The following is a 19,084-nucleotide window of genomic DNA, read 5'->3' on the forward strand; positions in this document are numbered from 1 at the left end:
ATGACAACAACTATCCTACCAGATGAAAAAGGACATTTTGGCACGTATGGAGGAAGATATGTACCAGAAACGCTTATGCAGGCCATCCTAGAATTAGAAAAAGAATATGAAAAAGCAAAAGTGGATCCTGCATTTCAAAATGAGCTAAATGATTTATTAAGAGATTATGTTGGAAGAGAAACACCACTCTATTACGCGAAAAATTTGACAAAATACGCTGGGGGTGGAAAAATCTATCTCAAGCGCGAAGATTTAAATCATACTGGTGCCCATAAAATAAATAACTCTCTTGGGCAAGCATTATTGACTAAAAGAATGGGAAAATCAAAGGTTGTGGCAGAAACAGGGGCTGGTCAGCATGGTGTAGCAACTGCGACGGCTTGTGCGCTGCTTAATTTAGAATGTGTGATTTTTATGGGAGAAGAAGATATATTGCGTCAGCAATTGAATGTATTTCGGATGGAAATACTCGGTGCAAAGGTCATCAGTGTAAAGTCTGGAAGTGCAACTTTAAAAGATGCAGTTAATGAAGCATTAAGATATTGGGTGTCAAATGTAGAAGATACGCATTATATACTGGGCTCTGCTATGGGACCACATCCCTTCCCTAAAATTGTGAGAGATTTTCAAAGTGTGATTGGCCAGGAAACGAAAAAACAATTTATCGAAAAAGAAGCTAAACTTCCAGAAGCGATAGTGGCATGTATCGGCGGAGGGAGTAATGCAATTGGCATGTTTTATCCGTTTTTAGAAGATCGTGAAGTAAAACTTTATGGCGTAGAGGCTGCTGGCTTAGGACTTCATAGTGAAAAGCATGCAGCATCATTAGCGAAAGGCAAACCTGGTATTCTTCACGGAGCCTATATGTATCTCCTTCAAAATGAAGATGGTCAAATACAGGAAGCCCATTCAATATCAGCAGGTCTAGATTATCCAGGGATCGGGCCAGAACATTGCTATTTACATGATATTGAACGAGTGAAATATGATGCCATTACCGATGATGAAGCACTGGAAGCGTTACAGGTGCTCTCGAAAACTGAAGGAATTATTCCGGCATTAGAAAGTGCCCATGCAATTAGTTATGCGATAAAACTTGCAAAAGAAATGGAGCCAACAGAACATATCGTTGTTTGTCTTTCGGGTAGAGGAGATAAGGATATGGAGGCTGTTAGATCGAAAATAGGGGGAGTAAAAGCATGAACCGCATCGAAAAAGTGTTCCAAACAATGAAAAAAGAAGGAAAAAAAGCATTTGTACCTTATGTAATGGCTGGGGACGGTGGCTTAACATCTTTGAAAGAAAAGTTAGTGTTTTTACAAGAAGCAGGAGCAACTGCCATTGAGATAGGTATCCCATTTTCTGATCCAGTAGCTGATGGTCCTGTTATTCAAGAGGCTGGTATTAGAGCTTTAAATACGGATGTTACCTTAAAAGAAATTGTAGAGTGTATGAGAGAAATACGACCAATAATCCATATTCCATTGATCTTTATGACGTATATGAACCCATTATTAGCTTATGGGCTGGAGCGGTTCTCGAGAGATATTCAAACATCCGGTATCGATGGATTAATCATTCCTGATTTACCTATTGAAGAAGAAGAGATTATCACTTCTTACTTAGATGAAGTTAAGATCGAATTGATTCGTTTAGTGACATTACAAAGTCCAATCGAAAGAATTGCGGAAATCACCAAGCGAGGTAAAGGTTTCGTCTATGCTGTTACCGTAAATGGCATTACTGGTACGAGAGCACAATTTGCTTCTCAGCTCTCAAGTCATTTAGAGAAAATAAAAAGTATAAGTCCACTACCTGTCTTAGCTGGATTTGGCATCTCCACACCAGAACATGTAGAAGAAATTCTTCAGTATTGTGATGGTGTCATTGTCGGATCAAAAATTATAGAGCTAATGGAAGCTGATAATTATGAACAGATCCGCGCTTTGATTAACGCAACCAAGCTACCTATTGCTTGAAAATGAAGTATGATAAAGAGCCGATTGGCTCTTTTTTTTACCTAAAACTAACAACAGAAAAAGAACATAATTAACGACTGATAAATCAAAATATGATAAGGAGAAAAAATATTCCCGCGAAAGGAGAAAAAAATGCAATATGGTTTAGAAGACTACCAGAGCACACTTGAACAATATATAAAGGATATCGAGGCTCAGCTTTCTCACTTATCAAATATTAATATTGGCGTTGATTGTTGCATTTTAACCGAGTTTGAACAGCTCCAACAAATCGTGTCTGATGCCCATAATCTAACGGCGATTTATTACTTGCAACATTATTTATCACCGTTTACAAACCATTTTTCTAGCATATCATTAGCGGGGCAAACACTATCGAACAAAGGTCACGGTGGTTTAATCATTATCGAGCGCGAAGTGGATGTTACGCCCTTTATCCATAATGGCATTCAAATCGATGCAAGGGTGAGTCAAGCTTTAATAGAAACGATTTTTTATCCAGGTGGTCCTGTACATGATGGAGGAACATTAATTCGTGGTGATATAATCATTTCAGCTGGAAATATTCTCCCTTTAACCAATAGGGAAGTGAATGGGCGCGTTTTAGGTACACGACATCGGGCGGCACTTGGTTTATCGGAACTTACGGATGCGGTTATCTTAGTTGTATCAGAAGAGTCTGGTCGTATTTCTTTTGCTTATAAAGGAGAGTTATTTGTTGTTCGTCCTTAAAATTATACATAGAAAAGCTCTAACTTGTACATATTACTCAAGGAAAGATATGTAAAAGGAGGCTTTTTTCTAATGAATAATGATCATAATAGTGAAAATGAAAAACTCGAACAAGAAGAAACCTTGACCAATCGCCAAGGACATCCGGTTACTAATAATCAAAACATACGAACAGTAAGCAACAGAGGACCAGCGACACTAGAAAATTATGATTTTATTGAAAAAATTAGTCACTTCGACCGTGAGCGTATTCCAGAAAGGGTCGTGCATGCACGAGGTGCTGGCGCTCATGGTTATTTTGAAGCGACCGGCATGGCAGGTGACGAACCAGTATCTAAATATACAAGGGCAAAACTTTTCCAGGAAAAAGGGAAAAAAACACCCGTGTTTGTTCGTTTTTCATCTGTTATCCATGGTGGTCACTCCCCGGAAACACTTCGAGATCCGAGAGGGTTTGCAACAAAATTTTATACAGAAGAAGGGAATTGGGACTTAGTAGGAAATAATTTAAAAATATTTTTTATTCGGGATGCGATGAAGTTTCCTGACATGGTGCATGCATTTAAACCAGACCCATTAACCAACATTCAGGATGCAGAGAGGTTTTTTGATTTTTGTGCTAATTCACCTGAAAGTTTTCATATGGTCACATTTCTCTATTCACCTTGGGGAATACCGGCAAACTATCGCCAAATGCAAGGCTCGGGTGTGAATACATATAAATGGGTTAACGAAAATGGGGAAGCGGTACTTGTAAAGTATCATTGGGAACCGAAGCAAGGGATAAAAAATTTAACACAAGAGGAAGCCGAACAGATTCAAGCAAAGAATTTCAATCATGCTACACAAGACTTATATGACGAAATTGAAAAAGGTAATTATCCTGAATGGGATTTTTTCGTTCAAATCATGAGTGATGATGCGCATCCAGAATTAGATTTTGACCCCTTGGATGATACAAAATTATGGCCGGAGGATCAATTTCCATGGCTTCATATTGGTAAGATGGTGTTAAATAAGAATCCGGAAGATTATTTTAATGAAGTCGAACAAGTTGCCTTCGGAACAGGGGTACTCGTTGATGGTCTTGATTTTTCTGATGATAAAATGTTGCAAGGTCGAACATTTTCTTATTCAGATACGCAAAGATATCGTGTTGGACCTAACTACTTGCAATTACCTATTAATAAGCCGAAAACAAATCAAGCGACAAATCAGCGTGGAGGACAGATGTCTTACTATGTCGATAAAGCACCTGGCCAAAATCCGCATATTAACTACGAACCATCTAGTTTAGGTGGTTTAAAAGAATCAGAGCAATCAGGTAAAGAGCATACACCAAAAATTAGTGGTGAGCTCGTTCGAGAATCGATTGATCGTGATGATAATACAAAACAGGCAGGACATACCTTCCGTGAATTTGAAGACTGGGAAAAAGATGAACTGATATCAAACTTAGTAAATGACCTTTCCACATGTGCTAAGGTGTTACAAGATAAAATGATTACATTAGCTGAATCAGCGGATGATGAATATGGCAAGAGGCTAAGAGAAGGTTTAGTGAATGCTCGGAAAGAGGAAGGGATGCATAAAGGTCGTCCACTTGGTGATAAAGATGGCGATGACGCACCCGGACATGCTGAACAGATGGGGCATGATGCAGATCGTTATTAATGAAAGGAGGGCTTGTTGCCCTTCTTTTTATTTTATTGGAATTATAAAGTAACTATGAGCGTTACTCACGTAATTAAGGCTATGAAAAAGGGTTGTTAGGGTAGAAAATAGTTTCCTTTAGATTATCAGGCAGCTATATTTTTACGTTTTGAATATGGTTGGTATATGCTTTTATTAGGAAAGGGGTTGTCATCATGTGTGGTCGATTTACTTTATCTGAAGAAGTGTTCATTCTACAAAAAACATTTGAGTTTTATTATCATGATGCAGCGGATTTACCCAGGTATAATATTGCACCGGGGCAAAAAATTTTAGCTATAGTAGAGGAGCAAGGCGAGAAAATTGGGAGGAAAATGACATGGGGTTTCATACCACCATGGGCAAAAGCAAAACGTAATAGCACTTCATTCATTAATGCACGTGCAGAAACAGTGGATGAGAAACCTAGCTTTAAGCACTCTTTCCATACAAGGCGCTGTTTAGTCTTAGCTGATGGCTTTTATGAATGGAAGAAAATAGAAGGTGGTAAAAGCCAGCCTTTTCATTTTACATTGCTTGAAAAAAAGCCGTTTGCGATGGCGGGAATCTGGAGCGAATATAGACAAGGGGACGAACTTTTTACATCATGTTGTATTTTAACTACAGCAGCAAATGAGATCATGTCGTCTGTTCATCATCGTATGCCGGTCATATTAACAGGTAATGAAGGGGATAAGTGGATGTATAGCAAAGATAAAAAACAGCTGAAATCATTATGCAAACCTTTTCAAAGTGATGAAATGCAAATGGTTAAAGTCTCAGAATTGGTGAATTCTGTGCATAATGATTATCCTGAGCTACTGAATAGTTTATAATCTAAAAAATTGTTCAAGAGCTCCTTCTTGAACAATTTTAGAATGGTTGTACGAGAGGATGTGGATGGCGTATAAAGAATCCACCATCGCTATAATCAATCATTGTATCCTGTAGATAAGGTAAATCTGTAGGGTGGTATATGACTTGCACTGTATCATATGTATAGATAGCGTCTTGTGTTGTGGTTGTATCGGTTAGTGTAAGGTCATATTTCCGTTGGTTACAACAAGGGGTCGTAATTCGAAAGCGAATCATCACTTTGTCTTGACCGCTCCATTCTATGAGTGCCTGTGTGGCCTTTTTTGTAATTGCAAACAAGTTACTCAACTCCTGTTTTTTTGCGCTCTGAATTTTATTAACTTCTCTTTAAATTGAGACCATCGCTTGATTCGAATTGTCTTTTCATCATTTTCATGGGTTTGATAAAAAAGTGAACGACGAACTACATAATGTATAACTTCTTCAATGATAATTAGTCCTACTAAAATACTTAAGGCAATAGTTAACCAAATTGGCAATTATAACCCTCCTAATAGTGGGAATATATTAATCAGTATGAGGAAAATCTGAGATGGCTTTAATATTCATTTTATCATATTTTTCGTACAACATGGTTGTATGATGGCTGGATCAATAAAAAAAGAAACGAGCTCATTCCACTATTACTTGGAATGGAGTTCGTTTCTTTATATATAAATATTTTATATCTTTACATATAAATGGTTACGTAAATAGAAATAAAAAGATCAACGTGCTGTAAATCTCTACATAATTAGTCAGAGAATTTAACAAAATAGTCCGATTTAACTGTTTTGTACAAGGCGAAGAAGTTTATGTGCATCATCTCCTGTAAGAGCCGCATAATACTCCCATATCTCGTCTCTTAATAAGTCGAGTTCAATAATTTTTTTCGCTAATTGAACTGCTTCTTCATTTTCCATTTGTTAAATCCCCCAATTAATTTTGATTATTTAATTGATAAGTGTTTTTTTGATAATCCTTCAAGTTCAGAAAGTGTTAAGCTTTGAAGTTTCTGTTCGTGCAAACCGTATTCTTGTAATAACTTAATCAAATAATTTCTTTTCTTTTCCACCGCTTTACGTAAATATTGCATTTTTATCTGCTCCTTTAAATGGATGATGATGTCATTCTAAAACGTTTGTTATAAAAAATCATCTGAATTGTAAGATAATCTAACATGGTTTATTTTATGTTATTTTTTTTAACATAACTAGTGAAATTTTTTAACAATTCTGTATAATAGAAATAAAACCTTGAAATAGGGTGGTCTGCAGATGGAAAATGAATGGTCATATAAGGAAAGAAAAGTCATTTCAATTGGCGCTGTTAGTGAACTTACTGGATTAAGCGAAAGACAAATTAGATACTATGAAGAACGAAAATTGATATTTCCTTCAAGGTCTGATCGTGGTAATCGCAAATATTCTTTTTCGGATGTAGAAAGGTTAATAGATATTGCAAATAAACGAGAAGAAGGTGTGAGAACAGATGAAATTCGTATGGAGTATAAAAAAGAAAAGGTGAAAGAAGATCGCGAAACAAGAAAGAAAATGATACAAGGACAACTTAATGCGAGATTTATGGGGCAGAATAATGGAAAGAGATTTAGTTGATATTTGAAAAGAATAGAAGGTGGCAGGGTTCTTTAAAACAGGATGACGAAAGTAGTCTCCGTTTTAAAGCCCTTTTTTTATCTCGTATGTTACAGAATATGCCGTTAATGGTATTCTGTTATATATGATGACATAAATACATATTCTATGAGAAATGAAGGCTGTCCCTCAATATTGGTTTTAGAAGGGATTAGTAAAATAATTCTGTATTTCTTCTCAATACTTCCTTATTTTAACGAATTCGTATACGATGGATAAGCGTAATTGTGGACCTTCAGAATAAGGTTTTGACGACATGGAGGGATATTTCTTTGAGTAAAAATAATGAACATGTGTTTGAAGTAATTGAGCTTTGTTTATTAGCGGGTAAAATTATGCTGCAATCCGGAGCAGAGACATATCGAGTGGAAGACACAATGACGAGAATAGCGGAAGCATTAGGCATTCCTAATTCACATAGTTATGTTACTCCTACAGGAATTGTTTTTTCGACTGATGACACCAACCCAGCGAAATTAATAAGAATCTCAGAACGTTCTACAGATCTATATAAGGTGACATTAGTAAATGGTGTATCGAGAAAAGTAAGTAATGGCGAACTGACAAGACAAGAAGCATTTGAAAAGTTAATGGAAATTGAAAAGGCAAATTATACATTTCCAATTTATCAACAGGTACTTGCAGCGGCTATTGCTAGTGCTTGTTTTATGATTATGTTTTTAGGCCAGTGGCATGATTTTTTTCCTGCCTTTATTACTGGTGGTGTTGGTTTCCTTTCTTTTATTTTTTTGCAGAGAGTAGTGCAAATTCGCTTCTTTTCTGAATTTCTTGCTTCTCTAATTATTGGTGTGATCTCGATGCTTTTTGTCAAAATCGGAATAGGCGAACAACTGGATAAAATCATTATTGGCTCGGTCATGCCACTCGTACCTGGATTACTGATTACTAATGCTGTGAGAGATTTGATGGCGGGGCATCTTGTTTCAGGGTTATCCAAGGGCGCAGAAGCGTTTTTAACGGCATTTGCTATAGGTGCTGGGGTGGCCGTTGTCTTTGCAACAATGAGTTAAATGAAAGTGAGGTGCGAAATACATGACAATGGTTATTACACATTTGTTTACAAGTTTTATTGCGGCAACATCGTTCGGTGTCATTTTTAATGCGCCAAGAAAATCATTATTGCGTTGTGGGTTTGTTGGTATGATTGGCTGGATCATCTATATAATTCTTGTGAACAATCATTATGATGCGATCCCCGCTTCGTTAATTTCTGCAGTGTTCATTTCAGCAATTAGTCATATTTTCGCAAAAATCTATCGCACGCCAATAATTATCTTTAGTGTTGCTGGTATAATTCCATTGGTTCCAGGTGGTATTTCCTATGATGCAATGAGACATTTTGTGTTAAATGATTATAATATGGCCATCCAATTGGCAGCAAAGGCATTTATGATATCAGGTGCGATTGCGGTGGGACTTGTCATTGCAGAAGTGTTTTTTCAATTGTTTATGAAAGCAAAACATAAAATAACGTCCAGAAACACATAATAGATAGGAGGTGCGCATAGCACCTCTTTTCTATTAATTAATGAAAAGATGTGAATGCAGGATGAGACGTTTCATATTTTGTATTTGTTTTATGTTTCTTTTGCAAAATGAATCGGGGGTTCAAGCTTTAACTATAGAAAAAACGAACGTAACACAGCAACTCCATGAAATGAGTGTGGAGGAAAAAATAGGGCAAATGTTGATGATAGATTTTAATCAAACAGTCGGGAGCGGACAAATAGGTGTGAATGCTTCAATCATTCGGATAATAGATCAAATCCAACCTGGTGGGATTATTTTTTTTAAGGAAAATATTCAATCGATGGAACAAACAAAGCGATTTACAACGGAATTACAACATCTCAATCGTGGAATTCCTTTCTTAATAGGCGTAGATCAAGAAGGTGGAGAAATAGTGAATCGTCTCCCTTTCTTAACAGAAATGCCAGGAAATATGGCATTGGGAGCTAGTAGTGATCTTGGACTTACAAAGCGTGTCGCCTCAGTATTAGGAAAGGAGTTGGATTCATTAGGTTTTAATATGAACTTCGCACCAGTGGTTGATATGAATAGTAATCCTTTAAATCCCATCGTAGGTGTCCGCTCTTTTGGGGAAAATCCATACTTAGTTGCAAAAATGAGTGCAGCTTTTATGGAGGGGCTCCATGAAGCAGGAATAGTTGCTGTAGCAAAGCATTTCCCAGGTCATGGTGATGTAACGGTTGATTCTCATAAAGGGTTACCCACTGTGTCTAAGTCTATCGAGCAATTAAAGAAAAATGAGCTCATACCTTATAGATATTTAATAGACAATGGTCTTCAATCCGTTATGACTGCTCATATTGCGTTTCCGGCTATTGAGAAGTCAGTATATCCAGCATCGCTATCTCACGCTATAACAACGAATCTTCTGCGGCAAAGTCTTGGGTTTAATGGAGTAGTTATAACAGATGCCCTAAATATGCAAGCGGTAGCGAGCAATTTTACAGCAGCTGATGCCGCTATTTCTGCTGTTAATGCTGGTGCAGATATATTATTAATGCCAAGTGAAGCATTAACTGTTAAGCGGGCGCTGATAAATGCCGTCAAAACAGAGGTTATTAGTGAGGAAAGAATTGATTTATCTGTGCTAAGGATTCTAAACTTGAAAGCACAGTTATTTAAAGAGCATAACACGATTGATGTCATACGTGCTAAAGAACATCTTAAGGTAGAAAAAGAAGCGGCTGAAAAAGGGATTACAATTATAAAGCGAGATGAGACGCTCCCGATTCAAAAAAATGAGAGGGTGGCATTCATAGATGATGGCAGTAATCATCAATCGAACAAACGGTTAACTGAAATATTAGTTAAAGCGGGAATCACCGTTACAACCGAAGAAGAGGCAGAACGACTCATTTATATTTTACATCATAAAAAAGACGCGTTATTGAATAACAACCTACAAAAGGAAAAGAAGCCAATCATAGTGATTTCGACAACAACTCCTTATCACTATGAACAATGGGATTTTGTACAAGGATTTATTGCTACATTTAGTCAATCGAAAGCTAGTATACAGGCAGTAAGTGATTATCTTAGAGGGGAATTGTTAGCAACAGGATGTCTACCAGTTTCCATATACGATTCAACAGGAAAAGTGATTGTAAGGAATGAAGAGCAGTGTAAATAAAGTAAAAAGGTATTGTAACTTTTATCTTCGAGGCATATAATCCAAGATATATTTTGAAAGTTAGGAGAATAGCATGTTTAGAAGATTTTTCACTTATTATTTACCTCATAAAAGACTATTTATTATTGATTTTAGTTGTGCCATTATCGTTGCTCTACTAGAATTAGCTTTTCCATTAGCTGTTAGTTGGTTTGTAGATGAATTACTACCAACCAACAATTGGTCAATGATTGTTGCGGTTAGTGCGGGTTTGTTTGCTCTTTATTTTACGAGTACTGGGCTACATTTTGTTGTTAACTACTGGGGACATAAACTTGGTATTAATATTGAAACAGATATGAGACAGCAATTATTTACACATGTGCAGAAGCAATCCTTTCGTTTCTTTGATAATACGAAAACCGGTCATATTATGAGCCGGACAACCAATGACTTAATGGATATTGGTGAGTTAGCCCATCATGGACCAGAAGACCTTTTTATTGCAGCGATGACTTTTGTCGGCGCTTTTTGGATCATGTTAACTATTAATGTGAAACTTGCATTGGTAGCAATATTTATTGTACCGTTCCTCGTATGGCTCATCGCATATTGTAATATTTCTATGAATAAAGCTTGGAAAAGAATGTATACAGAAATTGCCGAAGTGAATGGTAGGGTAGAAGATAGTGTTTCTGGTGCCCGTGTTGTTCAGTCTTTTACAAATGAAGCTTTTGAAATTGAAAGATTTACAAAGGATAATAGAAGGTTTCGATCGGCTAAACTTCGTGGCTATAAAGTCATGGGGATCACATTATCTGGCGTCTATTTCCTCACGAGAGTGTTAATTCTATCTGTTTTAGTTTTTGGTGCTTGGTTAGCTTTCAATAATCAGTTAGCACCAGGAGAGTTGGTCGCTTTTGTATTGTATGCTAATCTTTTATTAAAGCCGATTGATAAAATTAGTGCGTTAATGGAGCTCTATCCAAAAGGAATGGCAGGGTTCAAGCGTTTCACAGAAATGATTGATCAAGAACCAGATATAAATGATAAGCCTGATGCAATAGAAGTTGATTCATTACAAGGGAATATTACCTTTAACGATGTCACGTTCGGGTACAATGATACTCAAAAAGTTTTACAAGAGTTGAATTTTCATATTCAATCTGGACAAACGGTGGCCTTTGTTGGTCCTTCAGGCGCTGGAAAGTCTACGATTTGTTCCTTAATACCTAGATTTTATGATGTTGATAAAGGAACCATTACGATTGATGGTATCAACATTCAAGATATGACGAAAAACTCTTTAAGAAATCAAATTGGTATCGTTCAACAAGATGTCTTTTTGTTTACAGGCACCATTAAAGAGAATATTGCTTATGGCAAGTTGGATGCAACGGAAGAGGAAATCATATTAGCAGCAAGTAAAGCCCACCTAACGCAATGGATTGATACGTTACCTGATGGTTTCGAGACACAAGTTGGCGAGAGAGGGTTAAAACTTTCTGGGGGACAAAAGCAACGTTTAGCCATTGCGAGAATGTTTTTGAAAAATCCACCGATTTTAATCTTAGATGAAGCCACTTCAGCACTTGATACCGAAACTGAAAAACTCATTCAGTCGGCCTTAACTGAGTTATCTAAAGATCGAACGACACTTGTTATAGCCCATAGATTTGCCACGATTAAAAATGCCGATAAAATCATGGTTGTTACTGAGGATGGTATAACCGAAGAAGGAACTGAAGAAGAGTTACTCGCTCTTGAAGGGATTTTTGCGAACCTACATCATGTGCAGTACCAATAAATAAAGGTTGTCAAAGTGAAGATTATTTATCATAATAAAAGATATGTGAAATTTAAAGAAAGACTTGTTTACCCGGTAGAAAGAATGTGGCTTTTCTTTCTCTGGGTTTTATTATGCCCAAAAGATAAGGAGGATGACAATGAAGATGAGAGTTTCTAGTGTGCAGTATCATTTGCATACGATTCGTTCGTTTGAGGATTTTGCTCGTCAATGCAAACACTATATTCTTACTGCAAAAGAGTTTGATTCTGAGTTTGTATTGTTTCCAGAATTTTTTACAACTCAATTACTATCAATTGGTAGTGAAACGGGTGAGAGTTTATCCATTGCAGAATTACCAGGTTTTACGAAACAATATCAATCGCTGTTTACTCAATTAGCTGCCGAAACAAATATGCATATGATTGCAGGGACTCACGTAATCAGGCGAAATAATCGTCTCTATAATATGGCCCATCTTTTTTACCCGGATGGACGGATAGAAGAACAAGCAAAGCTTCATTTGACACCGACTGAAATATATGAATGGGGCATAACAAAGGGTGAAGACTTAAAAGTTTTCGATACAGAAAAAGGTAGGATTGCGATTCTTACATGTTATGACATAGAATTTCCTGAGATTGTCCGCATGGCAGTAGCGAAAGGGGCAGATGTTATTTTTTGCCCTTCGTGTACCGATGACCGCCATGGTTTTCATCGCGTCAGATACACTTCTCACGCAAGAGCAATCGAAAATCAAATCTATGTAGTAGGTGCAGGGACGGTGGGATCACTTCCCACAGTTGATTTTATGCGTGCAAATTTTGGACAAGCAGCTATCATGACACCAAACGATATACCCTTTCCTCCGCAAGGTGTTTTAGCTGAGGGGGAATTAAATAATGATATGATTATTACAGCTGACATCGATCTTCATTTATTGGATGAAGTAAGAAAAAAAGGATCTGTTACAACTTGGCGTGACCGAAGAACAGATTTATATTATGATTGGGAAAAGGCAAGATAGGATTATTGAACATGTCATTGATTTTCCACTAAAAACAGTGAGTATATGTCCATACTTAGGGAGAACCCTGAGGTAAACAAACGAGTCAAAAACACAGTAACAGATAAAAATAGGATTGGATTAAATTATGGTTTCGATAGGCGGTGTTGTGGTGAAAAAATATCCTGGCTTTCTTCTTATATTTATAGGTATTGTTTTACTGTATTTTTCCTTTAAACTAGATGTTTCGCCAATCGTAGCGATTCTATTATTGCTTTCAAGTTTAATCGCTAATATCGCAGGTACGGTTATATTAGTAAAGCTAATTATTACTATTCAAAGGAAAGCAGCCGAATTGAATAAAGAAGAATGATTGGAAGGGTTCGCTCTATGTTCGAACTACCTTACGAGTGTGATGCTGAGAATTCAATTAAAGGCAATCACTTAATAAATATATATGATTACCAAGGGATAGAAAAAGTCAGTTCCGTAAATGAGTGTTAACGGGACTGACTTTTTCTTTTTATCTATTTTCTTTATCAGTTTATCTCTATTATTCAATCTCCATCTTTTTTTCTGTACCATCAGCAAATATACGGTATTCTTCAATTTTCTGCTCATCGTTTACATAATAGAGTGCTGCACTTCTAATATTTTTCTCATCATCAAAATCAAAGTATATAATGGCCTCTAATTGTTTATTTTTTAACGCATCCATATCGACGAGCTGATAATCAGCATCTAATGAATAATGTTCATCATGTTTAAAATCATAGCGAAAAGAGGGTAAGCCATACATATCATCCTTCATTTTTTGATCGGGTTGACCAAACTGATCGATTACGTCTTGTTCTGTCAGGTCGCTATGTAGTTTATCTTTTAATGTCGAAACGATATTTGCTTGTTCTTGAGTAGTCTCATTTTCAACTGTAGTATCCTTTGCTGCCACCGGTTCCCCATTTGGTACCGCAGTTAAGTTCAAAAATAGGACGAATGTTAGGACGGATAAGGAAAGTATAAACTTAAACATTTAATCTCCTCCGTTTATATTTTCTGTTTCTACTATTCATATTTCCTTTTATACACTTTCAAAACATCAATTCAACAATTAATAGAAAGTTTTTGCTATACAATCTTTATGTATAGGTTTGTTATAATAGAAGAACATTTGAAAAAAGGAGCATGATTTGTGGAATTGAACCTCACTGACAAGATGATTATTGAAAGATGTGGAGCTGTTTCTTATAAGCGCGGTAAAGCTTTTTTCTCTGCAGGGAAAGTCAACTTTATAACAGAAGAAGAAAACAAAATCTATGCAGTTGTTAAAAGCGGAGAACACTTCAATGTGGAAGTAGAACGGACAGATGGTGAGATACAATCAAAGTGTAATTGCCCTCAACTCTCTTCTTATCGTAAAGAATGTCAGCATCTAGCAGCCGTTTATATTGCCTGTCAAAAAAAGAACAGAGTGAGAGCGGACTCAGATGCGAATCAACTATTCTCCTTATTTGCAAAAGAGATTCCGGAAGTAAATGAACAAGCCCATTTTGAGTATAGAAAAAAATTAGAAATCCATATACAATGCCGTACGGTGACATGGAAAAATGAAGCAAGGCTAGCGCTATCATTTATCTATCAAGGTCTACCTATTTCCTCCCCTCATGATTGGTTCCGTTCTTTTATGCAAGGAAGGGTTTACAAAGAAAGTAATGGACTTCGTTTGGATGCTAGTAAACATTATATAGCCGAACCAATCGTCAATATTATGCAACTATTAGAGAATGCAGAAAGAAAGCACGAATGGTTATTCATTCCTTCATTAACTTGGGAAAAAGTAATGGAGAACATCATTCGGTTAGGTAATAGTCACTTTATAGAAGAGAACAAACAGTTACAAACGATGAGATTATCAGATCAACCTTTACCCATCATTTTTGAACTCTCTTATAACGAAGAAGAAAATATGGCTATTTTATCTTACAATCACAATGATTCTTTTCAGCTTTTACCATATTATCAAGCTGTATATAAAGAGGGATGCTTTTATCATTGGCCTAACCATGACTTTAGACGTTTAACTGAATTGTTAAAGATGATGCAGAAGGATGAGAAATTGATGATTGCTGATGAACAAATCTCATTTTTCTTAAATAAAGTAGTGCCTGGGTTAAAGAAGCTTGCGACCATAACCATAGCTGATACGCTTAAAAAACAATATATGCAAGCCCCCCTAGTGGCAAAGCTTTATTTAGATCGCTTAAATCATAAATTATTAGCTAGTCTGGAGTTTCATTACGGCAAATTAAGTTTTAATCCATTAGATGAAGAAAAAGCTAAAAAGGTTCTTTTTAGAAATAAAGAAGACGAGGAGCAAATCCTCTCTTTAATGGAGCAGGCCTCTTTTACAAAAACGGATGAAGGTTATTATATTCAAAATGAAGAATTGGAATATCATTTTTTAATGCATATTTTACCTGATTTACAAGAGCTTGTACGTATATACACGACTACAGCCATAAAGATGAGGATTGATAAAGGTAAAACGCGTCCAGTTATTAGAGTGAAAATGAAAAAAGATCGAATGAATTGGCTGCAATTTAAATTTGATATTGAAGGAATTCCTGAGCAAGAAATTAAAGAAATTCTAAGTGCAATTGAAGATAAACGAAAATACTATCGCCTCAAGAACGGGGCATTATTATCATTAGAAACAGAAGATTATCAACAAATTAAGGCTTTTTTGAACGAAGTACCTCTGCAAGCTGAAAATTGGAGTGAAACGACACTTGCTCGTGGCTTACAGCTTATTGCAAAAACGAAGGAAGATACGATTGCCTTTGAAGCATCTATAAGAAATTTTCTTCAAGATTTTAAAAATCTTAACGAAGAAGACTACCCTCTACCAGGGAATTTTTCGTCCATATTAAGGCCCTATCAAATGGAAGGTTATCAGTGGATGAGAAAGCTGGCAGAAAACCAATTTGGTGGAATTTTAGCAGACGATATGGGGCTTGGGAAAACAATACAAGCGATTACTTTCATCTATTCTTATATAGATGAAATAAGACATAAGCAGTCACCTGCTCTTATTGTATGCCCCTCAGCCGTACTTTACAATTGGTTACAAGAATGGATGAAGTTTGTACCGGATATGAAAGTTGTGATTTTAGATGGCAAACAGAGCGAAAGACAATTATTACGTAAAGATATTCATGTAGCAGATGTAGTTATTACATCATATACGTTAATAAGGAAAGACATTCATTGGTTGAGAAATGAACGTTTCCACACGATTATCTTTGATGAAGCACAAAGTTTTAAAAACCCATTAACTGAAACACATAAATCTGTAAAACAATTATCATCACAATATAAGTTTGCGCTAACAGGTACACCAATCGAAAATGCAATCGAGGACTTATGGTCTGTCTTTCATATTATCTTCCCAGATTTATTTCTCGGCTTACAACAATTTAGTGAACTAAATAACGCTGCGATTGCCCGAATAATTCAACCTTTTGTTTTACGAAGAATGAAAACAGAGGTATTGGAAGAGCTTCCAGTTAAGGAAGAAAAAATCGAAAGAATAGATTTATATAAAGAACAACAAAAAATTTATTTAGCGTATCTAGCCAAATTGAAAGAAGATACATTAAAGCATTTAGATAAACGGACGTTAAGGAAAAATCGTATTAGAATTTTAGCAGGACTAACGAGGTTAAGACAGTTATGTTGTCACCCGGCATTATTTGTAGAAGACTATCAGGGACGATCAGCTAAACTAGATCAATTATTGACTTTATTACAAGAAGCCAAACAGGCGAATCGCCGTGTGCTCATTTTCTCTCAATTTACGAGCATGCTTGAAATAATCAGTAGTGAACTCTCCTTTCAAGGGAAAGAATTCTTTTATTTAGATGGTCATACAACAGCAAAGGAAAGAGTAGAAATGTGTGAACGGTTCAATAGCGGGGAAAAGAATCTCTTTCTGTTATCATTAAAAGCTGGTGGCACTGGTTTGAATTTAACAGGTGCAGACACTGTTATTTTATATGACACATGGTGGAATCCAGCGGTGGAAAGCCAGGCAGCGGACCGTGCCTACCGCATCGGTCAAAAAAAAGATGTTGTAGTCGTGAAATTAATCGCTAAAGGTACGATTGAGGAAAGAATGGAAGAAATGCAGTATCGCAAAAAAGATTTAATTCATACAATCCTTGACCGGGAAACAGAAGACTTTCTTACGGAAGAGGATCTATTACATCTTTTAGATATAAGAGACTAATGGGTCTCTTTTTTTTGTTTCTGGTCTCTTGATTAGGTGTTATAAAGGCAAGTAATATTCCTAGTTCATTCATTTAATGTGGTTCACTCTTTTGAATAAAAGAAGAAAGTCTACCAATTTTAAATGGGAATTCTATAGTTTTCGCTAGCTAGCTCACTCAAAATAATATAACTCACTACCTTTACGCATTTATTTAACCTGTGTCTGTTCTAAAAGAGTTAATCATTGAAATGTTGAAGTGAATATGTTTTCATGGAGACTGGATTAAATAATTGAAATAACTAGATTTTTACAGATGATGGAGTATCATCCCTCTTTATTAGGCCAAAGAGATTAGGAGAAAGGTGCAAAAAAATACAAGTTTTTAGGAAAAAGTTTCAGTTTGTAATAAAAAAATGATGAAATATGTCGGATTAGTAATATATTTGTAACATTGCTATTACCTGAATGTCAAAAAGGGATGATATAATGCATTTTGTACTAGATAATATACCGACATATAAAAGTGAACTATAGTAAAAAAAACATAGAAAAATAGACAATATAGATAAAACATACATAAAAAGGAAAAATGTTAAAAAGGCAGGGGAAAATGAGTGAAGAAAAAGATTATCGCATTAAACACAACAATTATGTTAGGCCTTGGAGCCTTCGCACTTCCAGCAGTGAACGCAGAATCTCTGGATGACATTAAAAAAGAACGCTCTGATGTCAAATCTGATCTTTCTAAAGCAGAAAAAGAACTTGCAGCTGTATTAACAGAATTAAATGGTTTAGAAGAGAAAATCGCAAAAGTAGACCAAGCAGTAGCCGATAACGAGAAAATTGTTAAAGAAACAGAAAAAGAAATTGAAGAAGCTAAAGCAAAAGTAAAAAAACTTGAAGAAGAAATTAAAGTCATTCAAGAAAGAATTGACAAGAGAAGTGAAATCTTAAAAGAGCGCGCAGTGGCTATCCAAAATAGTGGTGGTTCTAACGTTAACTATATTGAAGTCCTTCTAGGTTCTACTAGCTTCAGTGATTTTGTTGATCGTGTTGGTGCGATTTCTAAAATTGTCGATGCAGACGAAGAATTATTAATTCAACATGATAAAGATAAAAAAGAAGTAGAAGAAAAGAAAGCAACAGTAGATAAAGAGTTAACTACACTAAATGAAAAAATGACTGATCTTGAAGGTATGCGCGAGCAACTAAAAGAACAGGAAGCACAAAATGATAAGCTAAAAGCTGAATTAAAAGAAAAAGAAGAAGTTGCAGCTGAAAAAAAATCTAAGTTACAAGCTAAAGATGTTGATCTAGCAGCAATGCAAGCTGATATTGAGAGCAGCATGGCGAGACAAGCTCCTGTAGAAGCAAGTGTTACAAATAATGAATCAACTTCAACTGCAAATACTACAAACTCTAATAGTAGTTCTAAATCTAAGTCTTCAGCAAAGGCATCTTCTGCACCAGCATCTACAACTGTTGGTAGCGGTATGCAAGCAGTTATTTCAGCAGGTAATAAATACATCGGAAATTCAGTTTATGTATTTGGCGGTGGACGCTCAGCATCAGATATCGCTGCAGGCCGTTTTGATTGTTCTGGATTCGTACATTGGGCATTTGCTCAAGGTGGCTATAGTGTAGGTGCTAGTACGGATGCATTGAAGAATCAAGGTACACCAGTTCCAGCAAGCCAAATGCAACCTGGGGATATGGTATTCTTTAATACTTATAAAACAGATGGTCATGTTGGTATTTATATCGGTGGCGGTAAATTCATCGGTTCACAGAGCAGCACAGGTGTAGCCATTGCTGATATGTCAAGTGGTTATTGGGCAAAAGCATTTAACGGCCGCGTTAACCGCATCAACTAATCTATGATTTGAATTTTTGAAAGAGCGTCTTGTTACGAATGTAATAGGGCGCTTATTTATTACCCAATTCTGTTCTCA

The 19,084-nt window shown here is 36.2% G+C and carries 19 protein-coding genes; 14 read left to right on the forward strand and 5 right to left on the reverse strand.

What is annotated here, in order from left to right; genetic code table 11:
• The 5 genes from trpB to MKX29_RS19190 all read left to right on the forward strand — a co-directional run bounded on the left by trpB (position 1) and on the right by MKX29_RS19190 (position 5,239).
• Positions 1-1,203 (forward strand): tryptophan synthase subunit beta, encoded by a 1,203-nt coding sequence (gene trpB, locus MKX29_RS19170; protein WP_341107113.1) that lies wholly within the window; start codon positions 1-3, stop codon positions 1,201-1,203.
• Complete coding sequence (gene trpA / locus MKX29_RS19175; protein ID WP_341107115.1) at positions 1,200-1,979, forward strand: tryptophan synthase subunit alpha; 780 nt, start codon at positions 1,200-1,202, stop codon at positions 1,977-1,979. Before trpB ends, trpA begins: the two co-directional genes overlap by 4 nt.
• A gap of 132 nt (positions 1,980-2,111) precedes the next feature.
• Entirely contained in the window at positions 2,112-2,711 is a 600-nt protein-coding gene (cdaS, locus tag MKX29_RS19180) for a sporulation-specific diadenylate cyclase CdaS (protein ID WP_251161789.1), read from the forward strand.
• Between the two features lie 72 nt (positions 2,712-2,783).
• Positions 2,784-4,385, forward strand: coding sequence for a catalase (locus tag MKX29_RS19185; RefSeq protein ID WP_341107119.1), 1,602 nt, complete (start codon positions 2,784-2,786; stop codon positions 4,383-4,385).
• A gap of 194 nt (positions 4,386-4,579) precedes the next feature.
• Complete coding sequence (locus MKX29_RS19190) at positions 4,580-5,239, forward strand: SOS response-associated peptidase (protein ID WP_341107122.1); 660 nt, start codon at positions 4,580-4,582, stop codon at positions 5,237-5,239.
• Positions 5,240-5,276: 37 nt separating this feature from the next.
• Here MKX29_RS19190 and MKX29_RS19195 read toward each other — a convergent pair whose 3' ends face one another.
• The 4 genes from MKX29_RS19195 to MKX29_RS19210 all read right to left on the reverse strand — a co-directional run bounded on the left by MKX29_RS19195 (position 5,277) and on the right by MKX29_RS19210 (position 6,354).
• Positions 5,277-5,558, reverse strand: coding sequence for an iron-sulfur cluster biosynthesis family protein (locus MKX29_RS19195; RefSeq protein WP_341107125.1), 282 nt, complete (start codon positions 5,556-5,558; stop codon positions 5,277-5,279).
• A gap of 5 nt (positions 5,559-5,563) precedes the next feature.
• A complete protein-coding gene (locus tag MKX29_RS19200; protein WP_224938447.1) occupies positions 5,564-5,758 on the reverse strand; it encodes a hypothetical protein in 195 nt (64 codons plus the stop codon).
• A 285-nt stretch (positions 5,759-6,043) separates the two neighbouring features.
• Positions 6,044-6,181 (reverse strand): hypothetical protein, encoded by a 138-nt coding sequence (locus tag MKX29_RS19205; protein ID WP_180316959.1) that lies wholly within the window; start codon positions 6,179-6,181, stop codon positions 6,044-6,046.
• A 26-nt stretch (positions 6,182-6,207) separates the two neighbouring features.
• Positions 6,208-6,354, reverse strand: a complete 147-nt coding sequence (locus MKX29_RS19210) for a Fur-regulated basic protein FbpA (RefSeq protein ID WP_341107128.1) — start codon at positions 6,352-6,354, stop codon at positions 6,208-6,210.
• A gap of 181 nt (positions 6,355-6,535) precedes the next feature.
• On the opposite strand from MKX29_RS19210, the gene MKX29_RS19215 reads away from it, so the two are divergent.
• The 7 genes from MKX29_RS19215 (at position 6,536) to MKX29_RS19245 (ending at position 13,238) form a co-directional block, all read left to right on the forward strand.
• Positions 6,536-6,874 carry a MerR family transcriptional regulator gene (locus MKX29_RS19215; RefSeq protein ID WP_191817265.1) on the forward strand — a complete coding sequence of 113 codons (339 nt, stop codon included), beginning with the start codon at positions 6,536-6,538 and terminating at the stop codon, positions 6,872-6,874.
• Between the two features lie 311 nt (positions 6,875-7,185).
• On the forward strand, positions 7,186-7,944 hold the full coding sequence (locus MKX29_RS19220) for a threonine/serine exporter family protein (RefSeq protein WP_322909485.1): 759 nt from the start codon (positions 7,186-7,188) through the stop codon (positions 7,942-7,944).
• A 28-nt stretch (positions 7,945-7,972) separates the two neighbouring features.
• Positions 7,973-8,422, forward strand: coding sequence for a threonine/serine exporter family protein (locus MKX29_RS19225; RefSeq protein WP_341108311.1), 450 nt, complete (start codon positions 7,973-7,975; stop codon positions 8,420-8,422).
• 61 nt (positions 8,423-8,483) lie between these two features.
• The gene (nagZ, locus tag MKX29_RS19230; protein ID WP_341107130.1) at positions 8,484-10,094 is read left to right on the forward strand and encodes a beta-N-acetylhexosaminidase; all 1,611 of its coding nucleotides are present in this window, start codon (positions 8,484-8,486) and stop codon (positions 10,092-10,094) included.
• A gap of 73 nt (positions 10,095-10,167) precedes the next feature.
• Positions 10,168-11,880: an ABC transporter ATP-binding protein gene (locus MKX29_RS19235; RefSeq protein ID WP_281202530.1), complete on the forward strand. Its 1,713-nt coding sequence runs from the start codon at positions 10,168-10,170 to the stop codon at positions 11,878-11,880.
• Between the two features lie 139 nt (positions 11,881-12,019).
• Positions 12,020-12,886 (forward strand): carbon-nitrogen hydrolase family protein, encoded by an 867-nt coding sequence (locus MKX29_RS19240; RefSeq protein WP_224938442.1) that lies wholly within the window; start codon positions 12,020-12,022, stop codon positions 12,884-12,886.
• Positions 12,887-13,037: 151 nt separating this feature from the next.
• Complete coding sequence (locus MKX29_RS19245; RefSeq protein ID WP_224938441.1) at positions 13,038-13,238, forward strand: hypothetical protein; 201 nt, start codon at positions 13,038-13,040, stop codon at positions 13,236-13,238.
• A gap of 180 nt (positions 13,239-13,418) precedes the next feature.
• Here MKX29_RS19245 and MKX29_RS19250 read toward each other — a convergent pair whose 3' ends face one another.
• Positions 13,419-13,895 carry a hypothetical protein gene (locus MKX29_RS19250; RefSeq protein WP_224938440.1) on the reverse strand — a complete coding sequence of 159 codons (477 nt, stop codon included), beginning with the start codon at positions 13,893-13,895 and terminating at the stop codon, positions 13,419-13,421.
• 159 nt (positions 13,896-14,054) lie between these two features.
• Between MKX29_RS19250 and MKX29_RS19255 the strand changes: the two genes are divergently transcribed.
• Together MKX29_RS19255 and MKX29_RS19260 are read left to right on the forward strand one after the other, a co-directional pair.
• Positions 14,055-17,150 carry a DEAD/DEAH box helicase gene (locus tag MKX29_RS19255; RefSeq protein WP_341107133.1) on the forward strand — a complete coding sequence of 1,032 codons (3,096 nt, stop codon included), beginning with the start codon at positions 14,055-14,057 and terminating at the stop codon, positions 17,148-17,150.
• Positions 17,151-17,746: 596 nt separating this feature from the next.
• Positions 17,747-19,006: a C40 family peptidase gene (locus MKX29_RS19260; protein WP_224938438.1), complete on the forward strand. Its 1,260-nt coding sequence runs from the start codon at positions 17,747-17,749 to the stop codon at positions 19,004-19,006.
• Positions 19,007-19,084 lie beyond the last annotated feature (78 nt).

Origin of the sequence: Cytobacillus sp. FSL R7-0696 (genome assembly GCF_038006865.1) — a bacterium.
GTDB lineage: Bacteria > Bacillota > Bacilli > Bacillales > Cytobacillaceae > Cytobacillus > Cytobacillus kochii.